This is a genomic window from Pseudescherichia vulneris (assembly GCF_902164725.1).
GTDB lineage: Bacteria > Pseudomonadota > Gammaproteobacteria > Enterobacterales > Enterobacteriaceae > Pseudescherichia > Pseudescherichia vulneris.
In genome coordinates this window covers 4,208,617-4,214,149 of record NZ_LR607338.1, presented here as the reverse complement: position 1 = coordinate 4,214,149, position 5,533 = coordinate 4,208,617, and the positions used below count along the sequence as shown (strand labels likewise).

The 5,533-nt window shown below is 58.0% G+C and carries 6 protein-coding genes; all 6 read right to left on the bottom strand.

Annotated features, from left to right (window positions below):
- Positions 1-32: 32 nt before the first annotated feature.
- On the bottom strand, positions 33-680 hold the full coding sequence (locus FN633_RS17575) for a LysE family translocator (RefSeq protein WP_154058641.1): 648 nt from the start codon (positions 678-680) through the stop codon (positions 33-35).
- Between the two features lie 48 nt (positions 681-728).
- Positions 729-1,475, bottom strand: coding sequence for a helix-turn-helix domain-containing protein (locus tag FN633_RS17570; RefSeq protein WP_154058639.1), 747 nt, complete (start codon positions 1,473-1,475; stop codon positions 729-731).
- Positions 1,472-2,431: a GTPase gene (yjiA, locus tag FN633_RS17565; RefSeq protein ID WP_154058637.1), complete on the bottom strand. Its 960-nt coding sequence runs from the start codon at positions 2,429-2,431 to the stop codon at positions 1,472-1,474. Before yjiA ends, FN633_RS17570 begins: the two co-directional genes overlap by 4 nt.
- A gap of 8 nt (positions 2,432-2,439) precedes the next feature.
- A complete protein-coding gene (locus FN633_RS17560) occupies positions 2,440-2,634 on the bottom strand; it encodes a YbdD/YjiX family protein (protein WP_042388298.1) in 195 nt (64 codons plus the stop codon).
- Positions 2,635-2,728: 94 nt separating this feature from the next.
- Positions 2,729-4,879, bottom strand: a complete 2,151-nt coding sequence (locus FN633_RS17555; RefSeq protein WP_154058635.1) for a carbon starvation CstA family protein — start codon at positions 4,877-4,879, stop codon at positions 2,729-2,731.
- A gap of 267 nt (positions 4,880-5,146) precedes the next feature.
- Positions 5,147-5,533 (bottom strand): DUF943 family protein (locus FN633_RS17550; RefSeq protein ID WP_208674140.1); only part of this gene is annotated, 387 nt, incomplete at its 5' end.

The following is a 5,533-nucleotide window of genomic DNA, read 5'->3' as shown; positions in this document are numbered from 1 at the left end:
AGTGTAGCCAGCGGGATTTACGCTTGCCGGACCTAGGGTCCGGCAAAAAACCACGTTGCTAAAATCCATACCCCAAATCCCATCAGCACTGCACCGGCTATCCGCTCGATAACGGCTACCGCCGCCGAGAGGCGTTTTTGCACTGGCGGCAAACCAATCAGCACCACCACCAGCAGATCCCATACCAGCACCACGATGACCATCCAGATGCCGCTTACCGACTGCTGGAGCAGCGTAACGTTGGGGCCCAGCAGCGAGGCCATCAGCGCCAGGTAGAAGAGAGCGTTTTTCGGGTTGAGCAGTGCCGAAGCCAGTCCCATCAGCACCTGCTTCACCAGAGACGGGCGGCCAGCATCGCCCCCTTGTAGGGCGAGATTGCCCGGCCTGCTGCGAATAAGCTGGCTACCAATCCACAGCAGGTACGCCGCCCCGGCCACTTCGATCAGGGAAAACAGCAGGGGTGAGCGGCGAAGTTCGCTCCAGCCAACAATCGCCAGCGCGATATAGAGGGCATTGCCCGCGGCGATGCCAACGCACAGCCCGATGCTGCCGCGCAGGCGGTAGCGGATAGCGTAGCCCGTCAACAGAAAGAAGTCCGGGCCGGGGCTGAGCAGAGCGACAAAGTGCGACAGCGCCAACATGGCAAACGCGGCGGGAAACAGGGTATGTAACAGATCCATAGCGACCTCAGAAAAGAAAATTGAGGCCATCCTACGGCGTACGGGACATTAATTATTGTCAGATATTGATCGGCCCGTGGCGTACTGGCGCGGCGTGGCAGCGGTATAGCTGACAAAGGTCTTATGGAAGTGGCTCTGATCGGCAAAGCCGCTTTGGTAGCCAACGTCGGCAATATCCGCCCCGGCGCGCAGGCGCGTTTTGGCAAACTCAATCCGGGCGCTATTGAGAAAGGTGATGGGCGTCAGGCCACTGTCCTGCTTAAAGGTGCGGATCAGCGTCTCTTTGCGTAAGGAAAACTGATGAGCCAGCGCATCCAGTGAGGGCGGAGCCACCAGGTTTTCAAGCAGCGTTTCCTGCAGCTGTAGGCTGGTAGGGCGCAGCGTGGCAGGTTGGGCGGGCTCAGCGGGAAGCGCGGCGAGCAGCGTCTCGACTGCCTGAGAAGAGAGGTTCTCAATGGCTTGCAGATAGTGACGGAACAGGGATTCGCTCCGCACAATTTGGGGCGCGGGATGAAAATCCGTTTCGATGTAGAGCATATGGTAACTGCGAGGCTGCCCGTCCACCGGATTGCAGCTGTGCGGGACATGCGCGGGAATGATGATCACATCCCCCGGCGAGAGCAAATACGTTTCGCCATTACAGACGCAGCGGGTTTGCCCCTCGACAATGGCACCAATCGACAGTTGGGCGTGGCTGTGCGTCTTGTATGCCTGGCGGCTCTGCCAGGTGGAGCGTAACTCCACTCCCGGCAGTAGCGGCGAGCGCCAGAAGGTTTGCAGAATATCGCGGGTCACCGGGTTTTTAACTCAGCAAATGCCGCCCGGATCTCCTCCTCTGGCAGCTGGACGCCGATAAACACCAGCGTGCTGTGCGGCGGCTCGTCGTCCCAGGGGCGGTCCCAGTCGGCGCTATAGAGACGCTGCACGCCCTGAAACAGCAGGCGGTTAGGTTCGCCGTCGATCCACAGCATCCCCTTATAGCGCAGCAGCCTCTCGGCAAAGCTGAGCAGCAGGTTCTCCATCACTCGGGAGACCGCGCTAATCTCTACCGGGTAGTCTAGCTCCACCACGATAGACGAAATAGCGTTCTGCTTATCCGCCATAAAGTGGAAGCGCGGCGTCGCGGGCACGACGTTCTCCTCCAGCATAAAGCCATTGGTATTAAACAGCAGCGCCAGGTCGATGTCGCCGTGGGTGACGGTATAGATCGGTGCCCGAGCGTTGATGCGCTGGAGCCGCTCGCGCAGGGCCTCGGCACTACCCGCCACGTCGGTTTTGGTCAACAGAATGCGGTCGGCATAGCCTACCTGCGACTGGGCGAGGGTGAACTGGTTCATCTGCCCGTCGGCATGCACCGCATCCACCAGGGCAATGACGCCGTCCAGCAGGTAGCGCTGGCAGAGGATCTCGTGGGAGAAGAAGGTCTGAATAATCGGGCCGGGATCGGCCATGCCAGTGCACTCGATCACCAGCCGGTCAAAGGCGATATCGCCCCGGTCGAGGCCGTCGAGCAGATCCAGCAGGGCGCTCTCCAGCTCGTTGGAGCGGGAGCAGCAGATGCAGCCGTTGGTCAGGGTTTTGATCTGCGTGGCGCGATCGCCAATCAGCTGATCGTCAACGGAGACTTCACCAAACTCGTTCTCGATGACCGCAATTTTGTAGCCGTGCTGTTCGTTAAGGATGTGGCGCAGCAGGGTGGTTTTGCCCGCGCCAAGAAAACCGGTAAGAAGCGTTACTGCAATGGGTGTCATAGTGTCTCCTAACAGCAGCTGCTTCCGCCGCTGCCATAGCGTGCTTCCTGTCGCTCGCGGAAGAACTCGTTATAGGTCATGTAGGGCTTATCCGGGTGATTGGTCTTCATATGCTCGACGTAGTTGTCATAGTCAGGAATCCCAATCAGCATTTTCGCGGCCTGGCCGAGATACTTTTTTGCTTCGCCTAAGTTACCAAACATAATGCCATCCAGAAATTACAAAAGCCCGGCAAGATTGCCGGGCCGAGAAACGTAGGCCGGATAAGCGCAGTGCTATCCGGCGTTCCGTCAATGACTAGTGGTGTGAAGAGGTCTTCACGCCGCCTTCCGGCACCGGCACGTATGGCGTCTCTTTATCCGTGCGAACCGTGCTGTTGCGGGCCTTCATCCAGGTTTTGAACCCGTAGAAGATGATGCTGTACAGCACCACGAGGAAGAGGATACTCAGCCCGGCGTTGGTGTAGTTGTTCACCACGATGTGGTTCATGTTCGCCACTTCCTGGGCGGTCAGCTCGCTACCGGCAGCAATACGCGCTTTGTACTGGTTCGCCATGTAGAAGAAGCCTTCCATCTGCGGGTTGTCGCTGAACAGCTTCAGCCCCAGCGCCCAGGTGGTGCAGATCAGCAGCCAGACTGCCGGTACTACGGTCACCCAGATGTACTTGGTACGCTGCATCTTAACCAGCACCACGGTACCCAGCACCAGCGCTACGGCGGCCAGCATCTGGTTAGAGATGCCGAACAGCGGCCACAAGCTCTTCACGCCGCCCAGCGGATCCACCACGCCCTGATAGAGCAGGTAGCCCCAGAGGCCCACGCAGCCTGCGGTACCGATAATACCCGCCACCAGAGAGTCGGTTTTCTTCAGGAACGGCACGAAGTTACCCAGCAGATCCTGCAGCATAAAGCGGCCAGAGCGGGTCCCGGCATCCAGCGCGGTCAGGATAAACAGCGCTTCGAACAGAATGCCGAAGTGATACCAGAAGCCCATGTCCGCCCACGGCAGAATTTTGTGGAACACGTGGGCAATACCGACAGCCAAGGTCGGCGCACCGCCGGCGCGGTTCAGCACGGACGGCTCACCGATATCCTTCGCGGTTTGCAGGATCTGCTCAGGGGTGATGACAAAGCCCCAGGAGCTGACCGTAGCGGCGGCATGGGCCGTGACGTCCTGCAGCTGCGCCATGATCGCCGGGGCGTTCGCCCCGCCTAGCTCGTGCAGGTTCGGCATCACGATACCCAGACCGGCAGGCGGGGTATTCATGGCAAAGTAGAGGCCTGGCTCGATAATCGAGGCCGCCACCAGCGCCATAATCGCCACGAAGGATTCCATCAGCATCGCGCCGTAGCCGATAAAGCGGGCGTCGGTTTCACAGGCCAGCAGCTTCGGCGTGGTGCCGGAGGCGATCAGCGCGTGGAAGCCGGAGACTGCGCCACAGGCGATGGTGATAAACAGGAACGGGAACAGCGCGCCTTTCCACAGCGGACCGGTACCGTCAATGTACTGGGTCATGGCGGGCATCTTCAGCTCTGGGTTGAGGATCACGATACCAATGGCCAGGCCGACGATAACGCCGATCTTCAGGAAGGTCGCCAGGTAGTCACGCGGGGCGAGGATCAGCCACACCGGCAGCAGGGCGGAGACAAACGCATAGCCAATCAGGGTGAAGGTGATGGTGGTGTCTTTAAAGGTCAGCGCCGGGCCCCAGTACGGGTCGGCCGCAATCACGCCGCCGAAGTAGATAGAGGCCACCAGCAGCACGATACCAATCACCGACACTTCGCCCACGCGGCCCGGGCGCAGGAATCGCATGTAGATCCCCATAAACAGCGCGATTGGCACGGTGGAGCAGACGGTGAAGACGCCCCACGGGCTCTCCGCCAGCGCCTTAACGACGATCAGCGCCAGTACGGCGAGGATGATAATCATGATCAGGAAGCAGCCGAAGAGGGCGATAGTGCCCGGCACCGGACCCATCTCCTCTTTGATCATCTCCCCGAGAGAAGCGCCGTTACGGCGGGAGGAGATAAACAGCACCATAAAGTCCTGCACCGCACCGGCCAGCACGACGCCTGCCAGCAGCCAGAGCGTGCCGGGCAGGTAGCCCATCTGCGCGGCCAGCACCGGGCCGACCAGCGGGCCTGCCCCGGCGATAGCGGCAAAGTGGTGACCAAACAGCACGTTACGGTTGGTCGGGACGTAGTTCAGGCCGTCATTGTTAATGACCGCCGGGGTGGCGCGGGTCGGGTCGAGCTTCATGACCTTCTGCGCGATGTAGAGGCTGTAGTAGCGATAGGCCACGAGGTAAACGGAGACCGACGCAACGACGATCCACAGGGCGCTTACGTTTTCACCCCGCCGTAAGGCGACAACCGCCAGACAGAAAGCACCGATGATCCCGAGGATCATCCAGGGTATGTGCTTGAGTAGCTTTTTATTATCCATATTAGACCTGGCTATATGAAAAAGATTACAGGAGTAGGAGTGTTAAATTGTTAATTTTTCACTATGAATCATGGCAAACAGTGGAGAGAAAGCGGCCAATAAGTGGCCGAACGGTTGAATGTCAGGGGTAAGCGGTCGCAGGAGAGATGTAAGCGGTTTTAACAGTTTGTGAACGGGAAAAAGAGTGTGATGGGGATCACTGGTTAAATCGCAGACCAGTCTTGGCTTTGCTCAGCTAGACCCCAGTTTACATGGGGCCTTATGCATTTATGACTTAACAGCTATCGTTTTATCACCGACTTGTATATCCACACTACCATCCCTGTTGCCCTCGATGCGCATCAGTAGATCTTTGTCGATGCATTTACTTTCATCATTGTCGAAGCACAGCATATCCTGGGTATCGGCGTTAAAAATTCTGATGTCGCCATTTGGTTTTGCCTTAAATCCGTCGCCATAATTCCAAACGCTGATGTACCAGTCTCCGTTTTTAGCCGGAACAGGGATGCTGAATTTTTCCTTCAGAATCTGTTTATGGTCTCGCCACCAATCTACCTTCCCGTTGTCAGTAAGGGGAAAATGCTTAACCGCAACATTAGCAAAGTTTAATTTCCGATCGACGGCCATGATTTCACTTTTCCGGAAAAGGCCGAT